The sequence below is a fragment of the Iodobacter sp. BJB302 genome, assembly GCF_002735645.1.
GTDB lineage: Bacteria > Pseudomonadota > Gammaproteobacteria > Burkholderiales > Chitinibacteraceae > Iodobacter.
The window spans coordinates 30,736-50,506 of record NZ_PDZG01000036.1 but is presented as its reverse complement, the minus strand read 5'-3'; the positions used below and the strand labels follow the sequence as shown (position 1 = coordinate 50,506).

16 protein-coding genes are annotated in these 19,771 nt (G+C 47.9%); 1 reads left to right on the top strand and 15 read right to left on the bottom strand.

Translation table 11 applies throughout. The features are described from left to right. Window positions 1-58 precede the first annotated feature (58 nt). The 5 genes from CSQ88_RS12840 to cysM form a co-directional block, all read right to left on the bottom strand. The gene (locus CSQ88_RS12840; RefSeq protein WP_099398491.1) at window positions 59-1,315 is read right to left on the bottom strand and encodes a tryptophan--tRNA ligase; all 1,257 of its coding nucleotides are present in this window, start codon (window positions 1,313-1,315) and stop codon (window positions 59-61) included. A gap of 68 nt (window positions 1,316-1,383) precedes the next feature. After that, window positions 1,384-2,025, bottom strand: coding sequence for a site-2 protease family protein (locus CSQ88_RS12835; protein ID WP_099398490.1), 642 nt, complete (start codon window positions 2,023-2,025; stop codon window positions 1,384-1,386). 41 nt (window positions 2,026-2,066) lie between these two features. Next, window positions 2,067-2,690, bottom strand: coding sequence for an L-threonylcarbamoyladenylate synthase (locus tag CSQ88_RS12830; protein WP_099398489.1), 624 nt, complete (start codon window positions 2,688-2,690; stop codon window positions 2,067-2,069). Window positions 2,691-2,693: 3 nt separating this feature from the next. Continuing rightward, window positions 2,694-3,563, bottom strand: a complete 870-nt coding sequence (locus CSQ88_RS12825) for a 3',5'-nucleoside bisphosphate phosphatase (RefSeq protein ID WP_099398488.1) — start codon at window positions 3,561-3,563, stop codon at window positions 2,694-2,696. Window positions 3,564-3,817: 254 nt separating this feature from the next. Next, the gene (gene cysM, locus CSQ88_RS12820; protein ID WP_099398487.1) at window positions 3,818-4,696 is read right to left on the bottom strand and encodes a cysteine synthase CysM; all 879 of its coding nucleotides are present in this window, start codon (window positions 4,694-4,696) and stop codon (window positions 3,818-3,820) included. Window positions 4,697-4,855: 159 nt separating this feature from the next. On the opposite strand from cysM, the gene CSQ88_RS12815 reads away from it, so the two are divergent. Then, window positions 4,856-6,214 (top strand): sodium-dependent transporter, encoded by a 1,359-nt coding sequence (locus CSQ88_RS12815; RefSeq protein WP_099398486.1) that lies wholly within the window; start codon window positions 4,856-4,858, stop codon window positions 6,212-6,214. A gap of 52 nt (window positions 6,215-6,266) precedes the next feature. On the opposite strand, the gene CSQ88_RS12810 is transcribed toward CSQ88_RS12815, so the two are convergent. The 10 genes from CSQ88_RS12810 to CSQ88_RS12765 all read right to left on the bottom strand — a co-directional run bounded on the left by CSQ88_RS12810 (window position 6,267) and on the right by CSQ88_RS12765 (window position 19,764). Beyond that, the gene (locus CSQ88_RS12810) at window positions 6,267-7,400 is read right to left on the bottom strand and encodes an MFS transporter (RefSeq protein ID WP_099398485.1); all 1,134 of its coding nucleotides are present in this window, start codon (window positions 7,398-7,400) and stop codon (window positions 6,267-6,269) included. Window positions 7,401-7,404: 4 nt separating this feature from the next. Then, window positions 7,405-7,734 carry an EscU/YscU/HrcU family type III secretion system export apparatus switch protein gene (locus CSQ88_RS12805; protein WP_099398484.1) on the bottom strand — a complete coding sequence of 110 codons (330 nt, stop codon included), beginning with the start codon at window positions 7,732-7,734 and terminating at the stop codon, window positions 7,405-7,407. Continuing rightward, window positions 7,724-8,782 carry a flagellar hook-length control protein FliK gene (locus CSQ88_RS12800; RefSeq protein WP_099398483.1) on the bottom strand — a complete coding sequence of 353 codons (1,059 nt, stop codon included), beginning with the start codon at window positions 8,780-8,782 and terminating at the stop codon, window positions 7,724-7,726. Before CSQ88_RS12800 ends, CSQ88_RS12805 begins: the two co-directional genes overlap by 11 nt. Window positions 8,783-8,784: 2 nt before the next feature. After that, window positions 8,785-9,177 carry a DUF2802 domain-containing protein gene (locus tag CSQ88_RS12795; protein ID WP_099398482.1) on the bottom strand — a complete coding sequence of 131 codons (393 nt, stop codon included), beginning with the start codon at window positions 9,175-9,177 and terminating at the stop codon, window positions 8,785-8,787. A gap of 36 nt (window positions 9,178-9,213) precedes the next feature. After that, window positions 9,214-9,531 carry a flagellar protein FliT gene (locus CSQ88_RS12790; protein ID WP_099398481.1) on the bottom strand — a complete coding sequence of 106 codons (318 nt, stop codon included), beginning with the start codon at window positions 9,529-9,531 and terminating at the stop codon, window positions 9,214-9,216. Further along, the gene (fliS, locus tag CSQ88_RS12785) at window positions 9,518-9,979 is read right to left on the bottom strand and encodes a flagellar export chaperone FliS (protein WP_099398480.1); all 462 of its coding nucleotides are present in this window, start codon (window positions 9,977-9,979) and stop codon (window positions 9,518-9,520) included. Before fliS ends, CSQ88_RS12790 begins: the two co-directional genes overlap by 14 nt. Window positions 9,980-10,136: 157 nt before the next feature. Next, complete coding sequence (fliD, locus tag CSQ88_RS12780) at window positions 10,137-12,566, bottom strand: flagellar filament capping protein FliD (protein ID WP_099398479.1); 2,430 nt, start codon at window positions 12,564-12,566, stop codon at window positions 10,137-10,139. A 44-nt stretch (window positions 12,567-12,610) separates the two neighbouring features. Continuing rightward, a complete protein-coding gene (locus CSQ88_RS12775) occupies window positions 12,611-12,994 on the bottom strand; it encodes a flagellar protein FlaG (protein ID WP_099398478.1) in 384 nt (127 codons plus the stop codon). A 73-nt stretch (window positions 12,995-13,067) separates the two neighbouring features. Then, the gene (locus CSQ88_RS12770) at window positions 13,068-14,699 is read right to left on the bottom strand and encodes a flagellin (RefSeq protein ID WP_099398477.1); all 1,632 of its coding nucleotides are present in this window, start codon (window positions 14,697-14,699) and stop codon (window positions 13,068-13,070) included. A gap of 187 nt (window positions 14,700-14,886) precedes the next feature. Further along, window positions 14,887-19,764 carry a rhamnan synthesis F family protein gene (locus CSQ88_RS12765; RefSeq protein WP_180273648.1) on the bottom strand — a complete coding sequence of 1,626 codons (4,878 nt, stop codon included), beginning with the start codon at window positions 19,762-19,764 and terminating at the stop codon, window positions 14,887-14,889. Window positions 19,765-19,771: the final 7 nt, after the last annotated feature.

The following is a 19,771-nucleotide window of genomic DNA, read 5'->3' as shown; positions in this document are numbered from 1 at the left end:
ACTCGGAACTGGAGCTGGCAAGATGAAGTGCAATTGAACCCCGACCGGGCTATTGAGCCTAAAACAAGCGAGGAATTACAGGTCGCTTAAATCGTAAAAACATCTCAACTATCTTGACAATTACCGGCCCCATGGCTTCCCGAACATCCCGCATAGTATCTCTGGCCAGATCTCTTGCGCGCTCACAGCCATCGGCCACAATGCTTTTCACTAAAGTAAGGTCTTCCAAATAGGGCTGAGCACGCTCAAACATTGGTTTTTGCTCTGCAAGCACGCCATCAATCACCGGCTGTTTGCACTCCAGGCAACCAATGCCCGCGCTCTTACAGCCTTCAACCACCCAGCTTTGGGCTTCGGGTGATGAATAAACCTGATGCAATTTCCATACAGGGCAACGCTCAGGCTCTCCCGCATCTGTACGGCGTGCACGGGCCGGATCAGTAGGCATTTGCCGGATTTTCTTTGCCACTGCATCGGCACTTTCACGCAAATTAATAGTATTTCCGTAAGACTTGGACATCTTTTGCCCATCCAGCCCAGGCAAACGCGGCGCCTCAGTCAGCAGCGGCTGAGCTTCGGGCAGAATCATTTTTCCACCGCCCTCTAAATAACCAAACAATCTTTCTCTGTCGCCATGGCTCAGATTTTGTGTTTCCTGCAGCAGCGAGCGCGCAGCCTCCAGCGCTTCCACATCACCATCCTGCTGATATCGGGTGCGTAATCCATCGTAAAGCTTACCTTTTTTACCGCCAATTTTCTTAATTGCGGCTTCAGCTTTTTCTGCAAAACCCACTTCTTTACCAAACACATGGTTAAAACGACGGGCCACATCGCGGGTGATTTCTATATGCGGCACCTGATCCTCGCCAACCGGCACTAAATTACTGCGATAAAGCAAAATATCCGCAGCCTGCAATAGCGGGTAGCCTAAAAAACCAAAGGTATCTAAATCTTTATGGCTGAGCTTTTCGATCTGATCTTTATAGCTTGGGGCGCGCTCCAGCCAGGACAGCGGTGTAATCATGGAGAGTAATAGCTGCAATTCCGCATGCTCCGGCACACGGCTTTGAATAAAGATGGTGGCTTGTGCCGGGTCTACACCAGCAGCAAGCCAGTCAATCACCATATCCCATACACTTTTTTCAATGATGCTTACATCATCATAATTCGTGGTTAATGCATGCCAGTCAGCCACCATAAACAGGCACTGGTATTCACTCTGTAACTGCACCCAATTTTTTAGTACACCATGATAATGACCAAGATGCAGCTTGCCAGTAGGGCGCATGCCAGAAAGAACACGATCGGGGAACATCGCAAATCCTATAAAAAACAATCAAAGGACAGGGCAAAGCCCTGTCCGGCAGCATTCAAAAGCATTATTTAAACAATAAAATGGATCAGGCGATAAGCCAACGCCATAAATGGCGCCATGATGCTGCCTAGTACACCTGTAGCCAGCAAACCAATCAGAACAAACATGCCATAGGGCTCAACAAGCGCCAGCTTTACAGCAAGATGATTGGGCAATAATGAGAGCAGTATTCGTCCGCCATCCAGCGGTGGCAGCGGAATTAAATTCAGCACCATCAAAGACACATTAATGCTGATCCCTGCTTGCGACATATAAGCCAGCGGCAATTGAAACGAGTTGCCGTCCAAGCCTTCAGCCAGCTTAAAAAACAAGCCCCAGATTATCGCCATCACAAAATTAGCCGCAGGCCCTGCAGCGGCTACCCACAACATATCCTGCTTAGGTTTTTTCAGCCGCCCAAAATCGACCGGCACGGGCTTTGCCCAGCCAAATAAAAAGCCGCCAGGTAGGATAAGAAAAATTAAAGGCAATAAAATGGTCCCAACCGGATCAATATGCTTAAGCGGATTAAATGTAACCCTGCCTAATAAGTAAGCAGTTGGATCGCCAAACTTTTTCGCCACATAAGCATGGGCTGCCTCGTGTGCTGTAATGGCAAACAAAACCGGCAATGCCCAAATGGCGATTTTCTGAATCAGATTTAATTCCATTCACAATCCTTATTAATGTGCCATACAACGATGCTGATGCTTTATAAACCCAAAGGAGCCAAGCTGCCTTTACCAGCCCGCATCAGCTCGGCAGTATCACCGGATAAATCCACCACTGTTGTTGGCTCCATACCGCAATAACCGCCTTCAATCACCAGATCCACCTCGTGCTCCAGCCGGTCCCGAATTTCCCATGCATCGGTTAAAGCCTCTTCATCGCCAGGCAAAATCAGTGTGGAAGACAATATCGGCTCGCCCAATTCTTCCAGCATGGCCAGGGCAATCGGATGATCAGGCACGCGCAGGCCAATTGTGGATTTTTTAGGATGCCAAACCCGGCGTGGTACTTCCTTGGTGGCTTCCAAAATAAAAGTATAGCTGCCAGGCGTTGTTGCCTTCAGGATGCGGTAAACACGATTATCCACTTTGGCGTAAGTGCCAATTTGCGATAAATCACTGCAAACCAAGGTGAAGTGATGCTTATCATCCAGCTGGCGGATACGCCTGATCCGCTCTAATGCATCTTTTGAGTCAAGCTTACAGCCAATGGCATAACAGGAATCGGTTGGGTAAACCACCACCCCACCCTTATGAATGATATCGACCGCTTGTTTAATCAGACGTGCTTGCGGGTTTTCTGCATGAATAGAAAAAAACTGAGACATTGTTTAACCTGCTGAAATTGAAGAGGGCATCGTCTCTGGTGGCAACCAGCGATGCCAGACGGGCTGGCAGTCCATAGGTAAATCAGGGTTTAGACCTGGCTCACGTGCGCCTTCGCCGGTTGCGTGATAATCCGTGCCACAAGAAGCCAAAAAGCCAAATTCCTGAGCCAGCCGGCCAAATCGCGCTGCATCAGGAATACCGTGGCAGCCGGAAACCACTTCAATGGCTTCGCCACCAAGGCGTTTATATTCGGTGAGTAGTACGCGTAAAGTTTCATTGCCCATTTCATAACGGGCCGGATGAGCCAGTACAGCCACACCGCCCGCGCCGGTAATCCACTCAATCGCTTCGTGCAAACGCGCCCATTCGTGCTCAACAAAGCCTGGTTTGCCCCGCACTAAATAGCGCTTAAACACTGAGCCCATATCTTTGCACACGCCTGTTTTGACCAAATGACGGGCAAAGTGTGCCCGGCTCAGGATTTCCGGGTTATCTGCATACTGACGTGCACCTTCTAAAGAGCCATGAATGCCCACCTTATCCAGCTCGGCGGCCATACGCTCTGCACGCTCACCCCGGCCGGAGCGCACGCTGGCCAGCCCTGCCAGCAGGGCTTCATTATTGCGATCAAAACCAAGACCAACGATATGCAAAATATGCTTGCCCCAGCTCACCGAGATTTCCACGCCATTAATAAACTTCATCCCTAATTGCCGGGCTTCGTCTTCCGCCTCGGCAAGGCCGCGCGTTTCGTCATGATCGGTGAGTGCAAATAATTGGCAGCCCCGGTCAAATGCTTTACGCACCACTTCACGCGCAGGGAGCAGGCCATCGGAATGGTTTGAATGGCAATGCAGATCGACAGGGGTCATGCTTGTTCCTTACAAATACATCTAAATGAATACTTCAAAGCATCCCTGACTATAAAGATGCGTCAGTTTAAAGCTGAAAGCGCAAAATCACGAATCAAAGAGAACGCAAAGTGTTACAGAAAAAACGAACAATTTAATGACTTTCTCTGTGAGCCAGCGATCCACTTTTTATGCTGAAGCCCAAGGTGCTCGCTCAAAGAAGAGAAATAATGCAGGCCTTAAGGCGCTCAGACCCGCCTGCGGGAATAAACCCCTTACGCAGGAAACACGCCGGTCGAAAGATAGCGGTCCCCGCGATCACATACAATGGAAACAATCACTGCGTTTTCTACTTCTTGCGATAACTGCAGGGCTGCAGCCAAAGCCCCCCCCGATGAAATCCCAGCAAAAATGCCTTCTTCTCTTGCCAAACGGCGCGTGGTTTCTTCTGAAAGCGTCTGATTGACTTCCATTATCCGGTCTAATTTTGAAAAATCACAAATAGCAGGCACGTATTCAAGAGGCCATTTGCGAATACCCGGAATTTGCGCCCCATCGCAAGGCTGCACACCCACAATCTGCACCGCTGGATTTTGCTGTTTTAAATAACGCCCCGTGCCCATAATTGTGCCGGTGGTGCCCATACTGGAAACAAAGTGGGTGATTAAACCCTGAGTATCCTGCCAGATCTCTGGCCCTGTGCTTTCAAAATGAGCCAGCGGATTATCGCCATTGGCAAACTGATCAAGCACGATGCCCCGCCCTTTTTCCACCATTGTTTGCGCCAAATCACGGGCGCTTTCCATGCTTTCTTCCAAAATTACTTCCGCGCCATAGGCTTTCATGCTTTGCACCCGCTCAATACTGGCGCTTTTGGGCATGATTAAAACCATTTTATAACCCATCACAGCAGCGGCCATTGCCAGTGCAATACCGGTATTTCCTGATGTCGCTTCGATTAAAGTATCGCCTGTTTTTATATCGCCCCGTAGCGCCGCGTGCCGAATCATGGATAATGCGGGCCGGTCTTTCACTGATCCAGCGGGGTTATTACCTTCAAGCTTCACTAAAATAATATTGCTGGTATTGCCGGGCATCCGTTTCAAACGCACTAAAGGCGTGTGGCCGACAAAGTCTTCTAGATACTTAAACATGCAGGGCTCCGTTATTAAGCAGCTTGCCGGGCTTAAGTACGGCTGGCTGCATGGCCGATTATACCCGCCCCAGCCCGGCCAGCACTCAGCAAGTAAGCCATGCCGGGTGTTTAAAGACATAAACAACGTTAATTTGCTTTCAAGAACAGGAAATACATTATGAGCAGTTCATCCCGCGACGGCTTTACTTCTACCTTTGGCGTGCTTGTTGCCACCCTAGGCTCCGCCGTTGGCCTTGGCAACATCTGGAAATTTCCCTACCTCACCGGGACGAACGGTGGCGCAAGCTTTCTTTTGGTTTACATCATTGCCACGCTTTTAGTGGGCTTACCCGTGATGATTACTGAAATCATGCTGGGCCGCGCATCCAGAGCCAATGCAATTACCACCTTTGAAAAGCTGGCCCCCAAAAGCCAAGGGGGATGGAAATTAATTGGTTATATGGGCGTAGCGGCTGCAGTCCTTATTCTGGCCTTTTACACCGAAGTGGCAGGCTGGGTTTTTGCCTATATTTTTAAAGCACTCTCAGGCCAGTTAAGCTCAGTTGATCCAGCACACACCAAAGCGGTATTTGGTGAATTAGTTGCTAATCCACAATCTGCATTAATCTGGCAATGGATTGTACTGGGCTTTACCGGCACAATTATTATGTGTGGCGTATCCAAGGGCATTGAAGCGGTCAGCAAAAAACTAATGCCCATCTTGTTTTTGCTGCTGATTGCGCTATGTATCCGCAGCCTGACTTTACCTGGCGCGATGCGTGGCCTTGAATTCTTATTTACCCCTGATTTTAGTAAAATTAATGCAGCTGTTATTTTAACGGCAGTGGGCCTGGCTTTCTTTAAACTATCCATCGGCATGGGCACAATGCTCACTTATGGCAGCTATTTCCGTGCCGAACAAAATATTCCTTTGACAGCGACTCGGGTGATGTTTGCTGACTTGACCGTTTCCCTGCTTGCCGGGATTGCGATTTTTCCAGCCGTGTTTGCGTTTGGCTTTGAGCCCGCAGCGGGCCCGTCGCTGGTATTTATTACGATTCCAGCGGTATTTCACAGCATGCCAGGCGGCAGCATTTTTATGGCGCTGTTTTTTATCCTGACAGCCATTGCCGCTACGGGCGCCATTCTTTCCATTTTAGAAGTGCCAGTTGCCATGCTGATTGAACGCTGCGACTGGAGCCGTAAAAAAGCCACGGCCATCAGCATTTTGATTATTGCTCTCTTTGGGTTGCCTGCTGCGCTGTCACAATCGCTTACCGCTAATTTTAAATTGTTTGGCCTGAATGCTTTTGATTTATTTGATTACATCAGCTCAAATATTCTTTTACCACTGGGCGGCATTTTTATCTGCCTGTTTGCAGGCTGGTCTTATGGATTACCCAAGCTAAAAGAAGCGCTCTCTAATAGTGGTACATTAAACAATGCCACTCTGATCAGAGTGCTGTTTGTTTTACTGCGCTATATTGCACCTTTATTAATTGGCATTATTCTTTTAAATGGTTTTGGCTGGATTTAAACCTGATGAAAAAAAGCATCGCGTGGCAATCAAGCCAGCGATGCTTTTTAGTTCAAGCGGGCCAGCTTATTTTCCTCACCAACAGCGCAATCATCAGCGCCCCAAGCGCCACAAAGGCCAAGCCCCACCCCAGGGTACTGATATGAGCAATAAAGCCGATCACAGGCGGCCCCATCAAAGCACCAATCGACCCCATCGTCGTGACCGCAGCCAAAGCCACAGCCCCCTGCCTTGCTGCAGCCATATAAACACACGGCGAAACGGCGGCTACGCCCAAGCCCACCAGTGCAAAAGCAATCAGCGCAGGCAGAACGCCACCCACAGCCAGCCCCAGCAACAAACCCAACCCGGCAACACTGCTGCCTGCCAGTAAGAGCGTTCGCTCACCCCAGCGAGCACGCCAGCCATCACCAAACCAGCGGGCCAAAAGCATTGCACCAGAAAAGCTGGCCAGACCAAGCGGTGCAATCCATTGCTCGGCCTGTAAGTCATTGCGTAAATACAGCGCTGTCCAATCCACCATTGAGCCTTCAACAATGGTGCCGAACAAGGCAGTCAAGCCAAGCAAAACGGCCATTCCTGTTGGCAGGGAAAAACGCTTTCCGCCCGCAGATGCGGCCTCAGTGCGATCAGCAAATAAACGGGGCGAAGCCCACAGCACGCCCCCCCAGATCAACACAGCCACAATACAAAGATGCAGAGGCAGCCCAGGAGAAACCCCAGTCATTAAAGAAGCAAACAAAGCAGCAGCTAAGCCACCTAAGCTAAATATGGCATGGAGCCTGGACATAATCGGCTTGCCGTTTTCTAACTCTACAGCGACACCCTGCGCATTCATTGCCACATTCAGGCAGCTGTGCGCTACGCCCTCAAAAACCATAATCGCCAGAGCAAAACCATAATTTGGCGCAAAAGCCAAAGCGGGCAACACCAGCGGCAAAGCCAGCCCCGCCCCTAGGCATACTTTTTTTGATCCAAAGCGCTGTAAGACAGAAGTCGTCACCGGAAAAGAAAACACAGCGCCTAGGCCCGCAGCCAAAAGCAAAAAACCAACCTGTGCCGGATCTAAATTAAGTTGTGATTTAATAGCGGGCAAACGAGAAGCCCAGCTACCGTAGTTAAAACCGAGGGCAAAGAAAAGCGCGGCAACTGCATAGGTTGCCGTTTTTAAATGATGGCGAAGCATGTATTTACTCTGGCTGATCGTCGACGAGGGGCGGTAAATCAAAAACAGGCGCGATCGCTGTTTCTCCGCGTTCCAGATGATAAACGAAGGCCAGCAATTCAGCGATGGCACGATACAGCTGCGGGGGAATATGTTGATCTAAATCCACTTGCATCAGCATGGCCACCAGCTCTGGCGACTCATGCACAAACACACCTGCTTCCTGAGCACGTTCAATAATACGCTCGGCCAATAAGCCTTTACCCTTAGCAACAACACGGGGCGAGCTATTACCCTGCTGGTAAGCCAGAGCAACAGCTTGCTGACGTGCACTACTGGGGTGTTTACGTGACATTCACAGGCTCTGCATTCACGACCTGACTTGAGATGAGGGTGAGCCCTGCGGCCTCAAAACGATTCTGTAATGACTTGGTTTCAGCACGAATTTTATCTGCTGTTTCAGCTGAGGCTTCAAAACGTAAAGAAAACTCACCATTACGTAACACAGCAACAATACCCACATCACCTAAGTTTGGAAGCTGCAAATCCATTCTGGATTGCCAGCTGCGCTGCATTTCTTCTTGTCTGCCACTGGCTTCGCGCTCATTTTCCGGGGCCACTTCCCAGCGCACAGCCTGCCCAGACCAAGCTTGCCCATTCCAGACAACCGGACGCTGCTCCAACACATCAAGTTGCTGCTGCACTAAATGACGCAAGGCAGCACTGGCATCAGGTGCCAATGCCGGTTTCTCTGTGCCATTTTCTTTAGAGGGAATTACAGCAGTATTTTTTTCAGCACCATCAGGCGATGCAGCAGTACTTTGCAAGGGCACTTTAAGTAAGCCCGCCTGTGGCTCCTTGAGTAAAGCCTGCAAAGGCCGCTCGCCATTCACCCACTCGGCCTGATGCGATTCATAAAACAAGCCGCTGTTGGCCAGCTTTTGCGCAAGCTTATCGGCCAGCTTTGCAGTATCTGGCGCGCCCTCAAACAGCGGCTGGGCCTGATTTAAAACAGAAGCAAGGCCATCCTTGCCTGCCTCCCCCTTAGCCAGAAGCGAGGACAAAAAACGCGCCCCCTGGCTCAGGGCCATCTCCTGAGGCAGCGCAGGCTGCTGCGCAGCGCCACTATTAATCGAAAAAGTGAGTTTGGGATTACTGGTCACCACGGTCAGATCCAGCTTTTCACCCGGCTCCGTATTTCTGGGCAAATTTAAATCAAGCAGCTGATCTTTTATCAGCACAGCAAAGCGCCCGTTAGGAAGCAGACTGGCCACCGTCGCATGCACACGCTCCCCTACGGTATAACGCACATCATCCGCAGAAATTCGCGTGACTTCAGCCACCCCCTCTTGTGCTTTAAGGTAGTGCTGAACAAGGCTGATTGGACTGGTGCCGGGCAACATGATTATCTTTGTGTACTGGATCGGTAGAGAGCCACGATTAAATCGGCCTCACCACGCGATATGCCGCATTGGTGCGCGACACTATTTGAATCAGCCCCTAATTTGGCCAAGCGTATTGCGTGACTATAAGGGCTTTCCTGGCTGGACTCTAAAACCAGCTCAGCCGGCTGGCTCCACTCGGCCTGTGTTGCCACAAGGCGCAATTTAAGTGCATCCATTTCAAACCGAAGCTGAGCAATTTCCTTCCGAAGCGCATCCGCTTCAAAAGAATCAGGGCTAACTCCCTTATGCGCAGAAGCTTTGCGCATAAACAGAAGCAATTCAGCCACGTAAAATAAAATTAATACGAGGCTGATATAAAGCAACTGTACCCAAGTGATGACGATGCCATTCATAAGACGATCTCCCCTGCCGGGGCTGGCAGGTCATTATTAGACGTCATACGCGCGTTGTAGTTTTCCGGTGTTATGCATATTTTGCAAAAGCGCAGCCAACTCCCCACGTTGGCTAATCGCCCTTTGCTCCAACTCTTGCACGTCTTGATTGCATTCTTGCAACAGTTCAGCGAGCTGTTGCTGCTCCAAGCTAGTTAACGCGCCCCATTGAATAATAGGCAAATTCGAGCTTAATTCTGCAAAAAATTGCGACTGCAACAACATATTATCCCAATCTTCCGCCTTAGCGGCTGAAAGCATTTTTGTTGTGCACGCTTTCAAATCTGCATACACAGAAAAATCAGATACGCCCATAACTTAAAAGACTCCGGTCTTGTTCATCCCGCTCCGTGGCCGGCACGGCTGATTCTACTTTACTAAAGCCAATAGACAACCAGGCATCTTTCAGCTGATCAAGCAAACCCAGCATCTCATCTAAACGCTCAGGGGTATTATTGATATTGGCTTGCAGCAATTCAAAACTGATGTAGTCGTATAAGGCATCAAGGTTTTCTGCCAGCTCGCCGCCATTTTCCTTATCCAGAGCCAAACGCAGGCCATCTTCAATAATTGCAATTGCTTTTGAAATCGCAGCGCCTTTTTGCGCGATCAAGCCTTGCTGCATATAGATTTTACCCAGCTGAATCGCTTTGATAGCCCCCTCATAGAGCAGCACAATTAATTGATGGGGGCTGGCAGACTCAACCACGGTATCTAAGCTAGTTTGCCCATAGGCAGAAAGCGCTTTTTTGACAGCACTCATAAGAATAACTCTCTAAAATTTGGCAATAAATACAAAAACAAATATCGGCAACACTATTTCCGGGACATATAAAAAACTTAAACACAAGTAATCAACAACTTAAAAGCTGCCCTCATTCGGTTTATTTTGGCAGATTAGCAAGCTGCCCTCATTCGGTTTATTTTGGCAGATTAGCAAGCTGCGCCGTTAAATTGCTGCTTGTATTTCGCATCGTGGCAATGGCAATATCCATCGCGGTAAACTGCTTGCGATACAGAGCCTCAGTAGCATCATACTGGCGGTTCATCCTGACCCGTTTTTCTCCCAACTGCGCAATACTGGCATTCACGCCTTCTGTTTGCTTTGCAACCAAGCCAGTACGGTCCTTGACCATTCCATCAAGTAACTTATCTAATGCAAAAGCAACCCCGCGGTTAAAGGATACAGAGCCATAATCCCCTGCCGTACTGGCCGTCACAATCAGACTCAACCCTTCACTGGCCCCCGTCCCCGTTAAGGATTGTCCGGTGCCCTTCGCTTTTTCACCACCAATCAACCCCTCGACATCAGCGCCAGCGGTATATGTATATCCAACCGTCGGGCCTGAAGGCGTATCAGAATAACCACCAACCACAATGCCTAAAGTAGCAGCTGTGGTGCTTGTTGCCACATCGCCAACACCGGTAATTTTGATTTTGGAAGCGCTGCCATAAAGCCCTGAAGACAAGTCGAATTTACTGGTTGATTCATTAAACGCCACACCAACCGTTTTTCCACCCCGAACCAAAGACTGATCACTATTTATTTTTGACTGCATTTCAGCCGCCAAATCAGCCATCGTGGCATAACTTCCTTTTGACAAGGTCACAGGCTGGCTGATCACCCCATCCACAGACACCATCAATGTTTTATTATTGTCGTCAATCGTGATTGGCTTAGGCGCAGAGCTGATTGCCAGAGCCATTGAGTCTTTCTGAGTGGTTGGCGGTGTGCCTGCAACCACTCTTTCACGACTGATATCAAAGTTTTTATTCAGCTTATTGTATTCCACCTTTACCGTATCACTACCGGAGGTAAACAAAGTGGAGTCTGCTTCAATTTTTGACTTGATTTGAGCAGCCAGGCTTTCCGTTGTGTAATCGTTATTATCAAACGTCAGGCTCGCACTTACGCCGCCCAAAGTAACATTTTTAGTGTTATTGCTTGAATCAACTTTAAAAAACGATAATGCAGCGCCGCTATATTTAGCCTGAGTTGCAGGTGTTGTAACCTCAATGGCATATTTTCCCGATTGAGTTGCAAGAGAGCCGGATAAAAAAGTAATCTGATTACTGCTGGCCACACCATTTACAGTAAACAGATTGGCTACATCCCCGGGGTGGCTGGAAATAGCGGCTTGTAATTTGGCCTCATTAAGCGATAAATCACCTTTAGGCGTCGCACCACCCACAATTGTGCCTTTCGCATCCGTCTGATAGCCTGTAAATGACACACCAATATCACTGAGCGATTTAAAATAACTGCCCTCACCCTGCATTTCATTCACAACTGAGCGCATTTGGTTTTGTATTGCACGAATCGCAGAGTCACCATTGAGCGGAGCAGCTTTAGCCGACGTTGTTGCATTTCCAGGCGTGTAGCTGGACACATCTTTAAGTGTCTTATTTAATTCGTTATATGTCTTAATAAAACCTTTAATAGAATCTTTAAGGCCAGATAAATCAGCACCAATCGTAATCGTGGTTGGCGCCAGGGTTGTAGCACCCGTACTGGTTGGGGATGACACCTTGGTTAAATTAATGGTTAAACCCTGAATAGCATCCGATACAGAATTTGTGGGTTTACTGACATTAATCCCGTCAATTTTAAACTTTGCGTCTTTAGCCGCCTGAGTTTCAATTAAATTCCGTGTGCCGGCCGGATCATAAGCCAAGGCAGAAAGCCCCGCGGTATCTGTGCTGTTGCCATCAGAATCCGTAACCGTTAATTTAATTGAATTTTCAGCACCAGAATCTTTGCTCGTCAAAACTAAACGGCTGCCCGTACCATCATTCAGAATACTGGCACTGACCCCTTTATTGGCCAAATTAATGGCATCACGAACGCCAGCCAAACTATTGTTTTTATCTGTAATTTCAATTGAAAAAGCCGCTTTTTTAGCATTGGCAGTGAATGTGTCATCGCCCGTTGCATCCGTGCCGTGCGAATCTACAGTACCAAACTGCAAAGTAATTGTACCTGTTCCCAAGCCGGTGTTAATGCTGCTGAATGCGTTAGATGTCAGCTTCTGATTTTGTGCCAGCTGCGAAACTTCTAAGCTATAGGATCCTGGCTGGGCAAGGCTATTTGAATTAACCGTTGCAATCGACGAATCAGCCAGTGTGGCGGTCGTACTTCTGAATGTTTGTACGCTTGAAAGACCTTTTAAAGACGTCTGAAAAGCAGCCAAAGCACTTTTTACAGAGCCATAGGCGGATATCTTGGCTTGATATGAAGCTTCTTTCAGCAATAAAGTTTGTAATGGCGCTTTTTCAGCCGTCATTAATTTATCGATCAGGCCGTTCAGATCCATTCCTGATCCTGAGCCTAAAGAAGCAATAGAAGCCATGATGCCCTCCCTTTTAAATTTATCTATTTATCAGAGCGGCGAAATTACGCACGATCTTTTATCAGTAAACCCTGAAAACGATCAATTGCTTTAGCTATTGAAATCGCCTCTTCACTTGGAAACTGCCGTATCACTTCTTTTGTTTTTGTATCAATCAGTTTCACAACAGGTAATTTCGTTTCTTCTTCAACGGAAAACTGCAAAGAATTCGAAAACCCCTGCACAGCCTGATTTAATTTTTCAACAGCCTGTTTAACATCTTTACTATCCGGGGCAGCCTTCAAGGCCTGTACTGCATCAGGACTAACCTTAACAGGCTCAGCACTTGCCACCTTTGCCAGATCGCCTGCTGGCGCATCATGAAAGCGCTCACTAACAGTTTTTGTCGCAACAGGCGTTACAAGCGACGATGTAGATTGGATATCCATGATACACCTTCCTGTGGAAACGCCCCGGCAACACGAGTTTGCCGGGGCCTTAACTCATTAAGCTTAATACATATTAACCGCGTAACAAACTCAGAACCTGGTTAGGCAACGCATTCGCCTGACCTAACATTGCCGTACCCGCTTGTTGCAAGACCTGAGCACGAGTCAGCGCAGCTGTTTCACTTGCGAAGTCTGCATCTCTGATCCGGCTGCGTGCTGCACTCATGTTTTCTGACGTTGTAGCCAGATTATTAATGGTAGCAGTGAAGCGGCTTTGCAGCGCACCAAACTTAGCACGTTGGTCATTTACTGTCGACAAAGCGTCGTCAACCACACGTAAAGCTTGGTTAGAACCTTGAACGGTTGAAATATCCAGCTTTTCAACGGTTTTCAGGGTAGATGCATAAGCTGCACCACTGGTTAAGGCTGTCGTAGTAGAAGAACCACCCACCGCCAACACACCAGAAGCAAAACCGGCACCACTGGTTGTTACAGAGTACGAGTTAGTGGAATTCAGGACGACCTGACCACCAAAGGTGACGACACCCGAGCCCGCTGCCGAGGTAGAGATCGCCCCTGCTTGACCACTGGACATATACTGAATCGCACCACTGGAATTGGTAACATCCATATCCCATTTAGTAACACCACCACCAAAGCCACTGACGTTGCTTGGGTCATTACTCAGCGCAATATTAGAGCCATCCGCAGCTGTTAATTTCAAGGCATATTGAGTGGTTTTAGAAGAATCTTGGAAAGTTGCTAGCTCTGCAGTAATCCCAGTCTTGGAAGACTTAGCATTAAACGCCTGAATCGCTTGCGAATACTCATCGGCTTCAATTTTACCGTTGTTATCCAAGTCATTCACGTTAAATGATACGGACTCAAATGTGCTGCTTTTTGAAGCGGCAGTTAAGCTATATGTACCAGACGCCAAACTTAAGTTGACTTCAGTACGTGCCGTGGCAGTTACACCAGTACCCGCGGCATTAATCTTATTGGCAATATCCTTTGCCATATCCGTACCAGAAACCGAAATGTTGGTGCCGTTAATACTGAATGAGCCGGAAGAAGTCACCGCAGCACCATCCACATTCACCGTACCTGTTGCGCCGGCTGTTACAGAGGTCGAGCCAGAAACAGAATTGGTTGTCGTAAGATTACCTGTACCATTACCCACACCCATTTGGTAAGTACCATATTGGTTAGTACGCAAATTAGCGGTATTGGCAGTAATCGTTTGATTAGTGTTTGCGCCAACCTGATAGGTCGCGGCAGTAAAGCTGCCGTCAAATAATTTTTGGCCGTTAAACTCGGTAGAAGTTGCGAAGCGATCCAGCTCGGATACGAGCTGCGTTACTTCAGAGTTGATCGCTAGGCGGTCATTTGAAGTGTTGGTGGCATTGGCAGATTGCACCGCCAATTCACGTACACGTTGCAAAATATCACCCATTTGGCCCAGCGCGCCTTCACCAGTCTGCGCAAGCGACACGCCATCGTTAGCATTACGCTTGGCTTGATCCATCCCTTTAATCTGGGAAGTAAAACGCTCGGAAATCGCCAGACCCGCTGCATCGTCCTTGGCACTATTAATACGCAGACCAGAGGACAAGCGTTGCAGAGAATTGGTTAAACTCATTTGCGAGGTATTTAAGTTTCGCTGCGCATTGAGTGATGGTACGTTGGTGTTAATGACTTGAGACATGGTACTTCCCCTTGCTTGTCCTGGAATCGGTGCTTAGTGTTTCAGGCATATAAGTAAGCCCTTGTATGCTTTATCGGAAGAGCACCGATAAACTTGAGGACTATTTGTAATCTTTTTTTACTTGCCTGAAAGCCCACCGCTACAAAGGCTTAATTTGTAGCGACGCTGATTTGATTATCAATAAATCCTAAGCGGGCAACCATGCTGCACGCCATTTATCTAAATTGGCCCCATCCAGCATCCAGTCTTTTAATACCGCTTCTTTTAATACCCGGCCGCTCTCAGCACGCGAGTCGGGATCAGATAAATGATCACGAATGGCATCCACCCAATCCTTGTGCTTATTTCTCACACGGGTAACCGGCAGGCTGCCGCGATAAGGGGCAATATCTGTACAAATCACCGGAAAGCCACAAGCACCGTATTCCAGCAGGCGCAAATTACTCTTGCACTGATTAAATATATTTTGCTCTAAAGGCGCTAAAGCTAAATCAAGATTTAAACTAGCTAACTTTGCCGGATAAAGGCCAATCGGCACACCCGCATGAAATTCATGCACAAAGGGGCGCAGCTTATCTGGGCACATCCCAAAAAATACCCACTCCACCTCATGAGCCAGCGCCTTTACCACGCTTTCAATAAGCTCCAAATCACCAGTGTGGCTTGCGCCCCCCGCCCAGCCCACGCGTGGCTTTTTACCTTGATTGCGTTCAGATTGAAGATTGCCCCAGATGGGTACAGGTAAATAATTGTTCACCACATGCATCACCGAATGCATGCCCTCATAAGCATTCGCCAGCTCATCCGTGGACACCGTAAAGCGATCAACAAAGGTGAGCGCTTTACGCAAAGACTTCACCACATCCTTAGGCATATGGGCTCGATGAGCGCTTTTAATCGGGATATTAGGCAGGTAATCGTCCAGCTCGTACACCTTAAATGAAGGCGAGCACGCTTTAGATAATCTTAAGAAATCAATTTGCTGAGCAGAAATTTGCCGCTGAAAAACCATCACATCCGGCGCCAGCTTGGCCAGCTCAAAAGCAGGGAAAAGCTCAAACGCAATGGCACCCGCTATTTTTTGCGCCTCCAGCATCGCAGCAAAAGGCTGCAAAATACGATACTGCCCGCAGCCCGTCTGATCCGCAGGATGGCAAAGCACCGTTGGCAGCGGCTTCCAGCTTAATGGCCGCCAAGATAATAAAGAACGGTGCTCTAATTCAAAACCATTGCCACTGAGCGTTAAGTTTTTATTGTATGCAGGATCATTGCCAATCTCCGGCAACCACTTGCGGTACATCGCCACTTGCTCACCTTCAAAGCGTAATTGTTTAGCCGCGGCTTTATCAGGATTAATTTGCGACTGGCTGACACTACCCTCATGCATCACCACTGAATAAGGCGTCCAGACCGTGGAATAACCCAACGCTCTTACCTTTAAACATAAATCCACATCGTTATAAGACACCTTAAAATCAACTTCATCCATCCCGCCAGCCTGCTCATACACCGATTTGCGCACCATCATGCAAGCCGCGGTAACCACAGAATATTGCTGATCTAACTGCAAACGATGCATATAGCCGGATTCTTCTAATGAAGCTCCAATGCAGGGATGATCAGCCGGCCCGCGCAAGCCCAGCACAACCCCGGCATGCTGAACCAAGCCATTCGGATACAATAACTTCGCACCTACAATGCCCACCTCAGGCCGCATGGCATGATGCAATAACTCTTCCAGCCATGAATTCTGAATAATGGCGGTATCGTTATTAAGCAGCACAAGATAATCACCGTTGGCCTGGCCCACAGCGGCATTATTAATGGCAGAAAAATTAAATGCATGCGGATATTCAAACACCCGCAAACGATCACTCAGTAATAATTCAAGCTGCTCAAGATAAGGCAGCACCAGCGGATCATCACTATTATTATCAATAATAATGATTTCATAATTCGGATAACTGGTTTTTTCTAAAATAGATTCAATGCAACGCTGCAGCATAGGCAGCTGATTTTTAGTCGGAATAATAATGCTGACCAATGGCTGCTCTGGCAGCGCATATTTCACCCTCAGCGCCCCCTCTACCCGGCCATTAGGTAAAATTTCAGCAACGACATTCTGGCGCTGCAAGTGTAAATCAATCAAATCTGAGAAGGCTTTATAGCGCAGTGGATTCGACAATTGCCGTGATTCATTAATTTGCAAATGCGTTAATACTTCAGGAATATGCCCAATTGCGCCGGCCCCATCCTGCTCATAGCAATGTAATAAAAGAGCCAGCTGCTCCGCACCCCAGCCTTCCATTTCAGCATAAACATCAGAAAAATCAGCGGCTGACCTGAGCAATAAAAAGCCATCCGCATAGGGAATACTGCGTAACAAATTGATATCAAAATCAGGTTTAAAACGGGGGCAGGCAGGCCGCCCGTCCGCATTCATTACATCATCATCAAAATAAACCAGCTTCCATTCGGGGTGATCCACCAGCTGATGCATAGCCAATAACAAACCGCTCATGGTTAACTGATCACCCGCCTCCAAAACCCCCAGCCAACCACCATCCTGATGAGCCAGCGTATTTAAGATGGCAGAATAAAAACCATCTTGAACCTGAATCCACTCAACACCGGATTTCGGCATTGGATTGGCCGAGCTGGAGCAAACAAGCAGTTTTACATTGGCATAAAACTGGCGTGAAACACTATTAATGGTTTCAATTAAGCCACTTTTATTTGCAAAGCGATCAACAATACAAATTTTAACTTCAGGCAAAGCAACCGCTTCTGCATGCCAATCAAATAACTTAGCTTCAGGGATGCACAATTCCTGCTTAGATAGCCAGTGCAAATATTCTTCACTGCTATTAGGGAAGCGTGGATTAGGTACATTGCCCTGATAACCCGAATCAACTGTGAGTAAGCCCTGATGATAAGCAATTAAGGGGAATATCCGCTCAATCGCGTGCGCCAGCGTGCCATTGGTCTGGCCTGATTCGGGCTCAAAGTCTTCCTCAGAAATATTCAGCGCATTCAATGAATTAAAAATCCGCCCGCGGCACCAGAACATAGAGCCGCCCGGAAACTCATACGCCATTTCATCTAAATTAAAACCAAGGCGCGCCGCCAATTCGCGCAATAAACCAATATTGCCACCCGGCGTATAATGCGCATGCACCAGCACCCCCGCCCCGGTCACAATTCCAACCTCCGGGCGGGTATTAAATAAATCAAAAATAGCCTGCACGCCTTCTTTTGAAGGCAATAAAGAAATTAATAATTCCTCACGCCATTTCTGCACCAGCTCCGGATCTAAATGCGGGGATTTTTTGGTATGCAATTTACATACGAAATCATACGCAGCCAGATTCTCGTACTGCAAAAGACCAAACAAGGGGCCAATATCACGCCCTCTGTTTGCGGTGATATATAATTTTGCATCCGGAAAATGAAGCGCGAGCAACTCGCTGACAATATGTTTATTTTCAGCCGTCGTGGTTACAAATAAATCAAAGGGGAACGGGATGTTTTTTAATAACTCACGAATATCATCCCACTGCTCCACATAATATAAATGTAAAGCCACTGCAATGCGTAAGGGACCGTTTTTCTTCAGTAATCCCTGCTGCCGGTATTCATGATCAAGACCAACCTGCAGCGCCATATTTTGTGCCAGCTGCAATTCTAAACGATCAAATAATTCAAACCGGGCTGCAGACAAAACGGGATCTAAACAAATTTTGGGCAGAACGGCTGCGCGATCGTAGGCCGCTTCCAGCGAGTGGACAAACGTTTCATCTGCATGATAAAGCCGTGTTGCCGTATGCCCAAAAAGACCGCGCCACTCGCGAAAGGCGCGATCGTCCATTAATCGCTGAATATCTCTCTGATAAGAAGGCGCATCCGACCATACATACAGTGAAGTAGGCATGGTGGCTTCAATATCTAAAGCAAACTCGCATGCTCTCCAGGCTGCCGGCGCAAAGCGCACCACAGGCTTACCCATCGCAGCAGCTTCAAATAATGCAGTTGGTGAAGTAAAAGGCACTGCATCCAGGTAAACATCGCAGGCCGTGTAAGCCGCCACCAGGCTCTCTTCAAACAAATGACCAATGCAATGCACGCGCCCGGGAAATCTTGCAGAAAATTCAGCCCATGGCGCAGTAAGATCAGGGCCAACCAAAATCAAATGCGCTCCGGGATTCTTTTCAAGCACAGGCGCAAGTAAATCCGCCAGGCAAACACCTTCAATTGGAAGGTATTTATAAGGCGAACCACAAGACATTAATACAAAAGCATCTTTATCAATTGCGCATTCCGCACGAATATCACGCACAGCGGCTTTTTCAAGCCTTTGAAAATCCAAAGGAATAGGAATCCAGCCGATGTTTTCTTTAGCAATACCACGGCGGCTGTTCAGCAGGGCCGCCGACATACTTAATACAATATTTGATACCGTCGCCCCCAGCCAGAATGTGTGGGCAGCATGGTCCTGAAAAATAACCGGCGGAGGTGTCTTCATACCTGCCAGTGCGGCATTCGCCAATACATCATGAGGATGAATCAGTAATACCACCCGATCAGCATCATTTATTCTTTGGCGCAAATGACTTGCACGCTCTAAAAGAGTGGGAGAATTTAATACAACAATGGTGAGCCTTCCCTCTTCAGAAAGAGCTTGCAATTGCACGGGTACAGGATCAATTTGCTGAGTTAATACTAAAGTATGGTGAGAATTTTTATCCAGCTCAATCCAGCGCCACGCAATACGGCTGTGCCCGCCGCTTGCTGAAACATTGGTCATAATCGTTAAAATACGGCGCTGCTTGCTGGGGGCAGAAACCCCATTTTTTAATACCGGCAGATGGCCTGATACACCCGCAATCAGCTGTTCAAGCTCGCTGCTGGCAAATAAGCCCATACTATGATGCCAGGCAAACATGGCTAAATCCTGAGCCTGGCGCAATACTTGCTCGTATTTTTTATTTGCAAGTAAGGATTTTATTTCTTTAATATCGCGTTCAAATTTAAGCAGGTTTTCAGAAACTTGCGATTCAAATGACATAAGTACC

Bases quoted from the DNA above. Each gene is read 5' to 3' on its own strand.
- CSQ88_RS12840 (WP_099398491.1), bottom strand. From the start codon at position 1,315: ATGTTCCCCGATCGTGTTCTTTCTGGCATGCGCCCTACTGGCAAGCTG.
- CSQ88_RS12835 (WP_099398490.1), bottom strand. From the start codon at position 2,025: ATGGAATTAAATCTGATTCAGAAAATCGCCATTTGGGCATTGCCGGTT.
- CSQ88_RS12830 (WP_099398489.1), bottom strand. From the start codon at position 2,690: ATGTCTCAGTTTTTTTCTATTCATGCAGAAAACCCGCAAGCACGTCTG.
- CSQ88_RS12825 (WP_099398488.1), bottom strand. From the start codon at position 3,563: ATGACCCCTGTCGATCTGCATTGCCATTCAAACCATTCCGATGGCCTG.
- cysM (WP_099398487.1), bottom strand. From the start codon at position 4,696: ATGTTTAAGTATCTAGAAGACTTTGTCGGCCACACGCCTTTAGTGCGT.
- CSQ88_RS12815 (WP_099398486.1), top strand. From the start codon at position 4,856: ATGAGCAGTTCATCCCGCGACGGCTTTACTTCTACCTTTGGCGTGCTT.
- CSQ88_RS12810 (WP_099398485.1), bottom strand. From the start codon at position 7,400: ATGCTTCGCCATCATTTAAAAACGGCAACCTATGCAGTTGCCGCGCTT.
- CSQ88_RS12805 (WP_099398484.1), bottom strand. From the start codon at position 7,734: ATGTCACGTAAACACCCCAGTAGTGCACGTCAGCAAGCTGTTGCTCTG.
- CSQ88_RS12800 (WP_099398483.1), bottom strand. From the start codon at position 8,782: ATGTTGCCCGGCACCAGTCCAATCAGCCTTGTTCAGCACTACCTTAAA.
- CSQ88_RS12795 (WP_099398482.1), bottom strand. From the start codon at position 9,177: ATGAATGGCATCGTCATCACTTGGGTACAGTTGCTTTATATCAGCCTC.
- CSQ88_RS12790 (WP_099398481.1), bottom strand. From the start codon at position 9,531: ATGGGCGTATCTGATTTTTCTGTGTATGCAGATTTGAAAGCGTGCACA.
- fliS (WP_099398480.1), bottom strand. From the start codon at position 9,979: ATGAGTGCTGTCAAAAAAGCGCTTTCTGCCTATGGGCAAACTAGCTTA.
- fliD (WP_099398479.1), bottom strand. From the start codon at position 12,566: ATGGCTTCTATTGCTTCTTTAGGCTCAGGATCAGGAATGGATCTGAAC.
- CSQ88_RS12775 (WP_099398478.1), bottom strand. From the start codon at position 12,994: ATGGATATCCAATCTACATCGTCGCTTGTAACGCCTGTTGCGACAAAA.
- CSQ88_RS12770 (WP_099398477.1), bottom strand. From the start codon at position 14,699: ATGTCTCAAGTCATTAACACCAACGTACCATCACTCAATGCGCAGCGA.
- CSQ88_RS12765 (WP_180273648.1), bottom strand. From the start codon at position 19,764: ATGTCATTTGAATCGCAAGTTTCTGAAAACCTGCTTAAATTTGAACGC.